This window comes from Neobacillus cucumis (assembly GCF_002860255.1).
Taxonomy (GTDB): domain Bacteria; phylum Bacillota; class Bacilli; order Bacillales; family Cytobacillaceae; genus Neobacillus; species Neobacillus cucumis_A.
On sequence record NZ_PGVE01000001.1, the window covers coordinates 1 to 3093 of the forward strand.

General features: G+C 51.7%; 1 rRNA gene. It reads right to left on the reverse strand.

Going from position 1 to position 3093, the window contains the following annotated elements:
- A 23S ribosomal RNA gene (locus CVD27_RS00005) occupies nt 1–2933 on the reverse strand; the annotation flags it as partial.
- Nucleotides 2934–3093 lie beyond the last annotated feature (160 nt).

Here is a 3093-nt window from a genome sequence, read left to right on the forward strand (position 1 = left end):
GGTTAAGTCCTCGATCGATTAGTATCAGTCAGCTCCACATGTTACCACGCTTCCACCTCTGACCTATCAACCTGATCATCTTTCAGGGATCTTACTAGCTTGACGCTATGGGAAATCTCATCTTGAGGGGGGCTTCATGCTTAGATGCTTTCAGCACTTATCCCGTCCGCACATAGCTACCCAGCGATGCCTTTGGCAAGACAACTGGTACACCAGCGGTGCGTCCATCCCGGTCCTCTCGTACTAAGGACAGCTCCTCTCAAATTTCCTGCGCCCACGACGGATAGGGACCGAACTGTCTCACGACGTTCTGAACCCAGCTCGCGTACCGCTTTAATGGGCGAACAGCCCAACCCTTGGGACCGACTACAGCCCCAGGATGCGATGAGCCGACATCGAGGTGCCAAACCTCCCCGTCGATGTGGACTCTTGGGGGAGATAAGCCTGTTATCCCCGGGGTAGCTTTTATCCGTTGAGCGATGGCCCTTCCATGCGGAACCACCGGATCACTAAGCCCGACTTTCGTCCCTGCTCGACTTGTAGGTCTCGCAGTCAAGCTCCCTTGTGCCTTTACACTCTACGAATGATTTCCAACCATTCTGAGGGAACCTTTGGGCGCCTCCGTTACTCTTTAGGAGGCGACCGCCCCAGTCAAACTGCCCACCTGACACTGTCTCCCACCCCGATAAGGGGTGCGGGTTAGAATTTCAATACAGCCAGGGTAGTATCCCACCGACGCCTCCACCGAAGCTGGCGCTCCGGCTTCTCAGGCTCCTACCTATCCTGTACAAGCTGTACCAAAATTCAATATCAGGCTACAGTAAAGCTCCACGGGGTCTTTCCGTCCTGTCGCGGGTAACCTGCATCTTCACAGGTACTATAATTTCACCGAGTCTCTCGTTGAGACAGTGCCCAGATCGTTACGCCTTTCGTGCGGGTCGGAACTTACCCGACAAGGAATTTCGCTACCTTAGGACCGTTATAGTTACGGCCGCCGTTTACTGGGGCTTCGATTCAGAGCTTCGCGTGAGCTAACCCCTCCTCTTAACCTTCCAGCACCGGGCAGGCGTCAGCCCCTATACTTCGCCTTGCGGCTTCGCAGAGACCTGTGTTTTTGCTAAACAGTCGCCTGGGCCTATTCACTGCGGCTCTTCGAGGCTATTCACCTCAAAAAGCACCCCTTCTCCCGAAGTTACGGGGTCATTTTGCCGAGTTCCTTAACGAGAGTTCTCTCGCTCACCTTAGGATTCTCTCCTCGCCTACCTGTGTCGGTTTGCGGTACGGGCACCTTTTATCTCGCTAGAGGCTTTTCTTGGCAGTGTGGAATCAGGAACTTCGGTACTATATTTCCCTCGCTGTCACAGCTCAGCCTTATGGTGAACGGATTTTCCTATTCACCAGCCTAACTGCTTAGACGCACATAACCAGCAGTGCGCTTACCCTATCCTCCTGCGTCCCCCCATCACTCAAACGATAAAGAGGTGGTACAGGAATATCAACCTGTTGTCCATCGCCTACGCCTTTCGGCCTCGGCTTAGGTCCCGACTAACCCTGAGCGGACGAGCCTTCCTCAGGAAACCTTAGGCATTCGGTGGATGAGATTCTCACTCATCTTTCGCTACTCATACCGGCATTCTCACTTCTAAGCGCTCCACCAGTCCTTACGGTCTAGCTTCAACGCCCTTAGAACGCTCTCCTACCACTGACATCTAAGATGTCAATCCACAGCTTCGGTGATACGTTTAGCCCCGGTACATTTTCGGCGCAGAGTCACTCGACCAGTGAGCTATTACGCACTCTTTAAATGGTGGCTGCTTCTAAGCCAACATCCTGGTTGTCTAAGCAACTCCACATCCTTTTCCACTTAACGTATACTTTGGGACCTTAGCTGGTGGTCTGGGCTGTTTCCCTTTTGACTACGGATCTTATCACTCGCAGTCTGACTCCCACGGATAAGTCTTTGGCATTCGGAGTTTGTCTGAATTCGGTAACCCGATGAGGGCCCCTAGTCCAAACAGTGCTCTACCTCCAAGACTCTAACTACGTGAGGCTAGCCCTAAAGCTATTTCGGAGAGAACCAGCTATCTCCAAGTTCGATTGGAATTTCTCCGCTACCCACACCTCATCCCCGCACTTTTCAACGTGCGTGGGTTCGGGCCTCCATCCAGTGTTACCTGGACTTCACCCTGGACATGGGTAGATCACCTGGTTTCGGGTCTACGACCACATACTCAAATCGCCCTATTCAGACTCGCTTTCGCTGCGGCTCCGTCTCTTCAACTTAACCTTGCATGGGATCGTAACTCGCCGGTTCATTCTACAAAAGGCACGCTATCACCCATTAACGGGCTCTAACTACTTGTAGGCACACGGTTTCAGGAACTATTTCACTCCCCTTCCGGGGTGCTTTTCACCTTTCCCTCACGGTACTGGTTCACTATCGGTCACTAGGGAGTATTTAGCCTTGGGAGATGGTCCTCCCTGCTTCCGACCGGATTTCACGTGTCCGGCCGTACTCAGGATCCACTCAGGAGGGAACGAAGTTTCAACTACAGGGCTTTTACCTTCTATGACGGACCTTTCCAGGTCGCTTCATCTACCCCGTTCCTTTGTAACTCCATGTTGAGTGTCCTACAACCCCAAGAGGCAAGCCTCTTGGTTTGGGCTGTTCCCGTTTCGCTCGCCGCTACTTAGGGAATCGCGTTTGCTTTCTCTTCCTCCGGGTACTTAGATGTTTCAGTTCCCCGGGTCTGCCATCAGTACCCTATGTATTCAGGTAAAGATACTGCTCCATTACGAGCAGTGGGTTCCCCCATTCGGAAATCTCCGGATCAAAGCTTACTTACAGCTCCCCGAAGCATATCGGTGTTAGTCCCGTCCTTCATCGGCTCCTAGTGCCAAGGCATTCACCGTGCGCCCTTTCTAACTTAACCTAAAAGGTTTTACTCTAATTTAATAGAGAGAAAAACTAAAATGGCGATTTTACTCGGTTTTTACTTGGTTTCTTCTATACGATTATCTAGTTTTCAAAGAACGAGGCTACTGACTTCAATCACATCGTGATTAATCATCAGAGCTTTGCATCATGCTGCC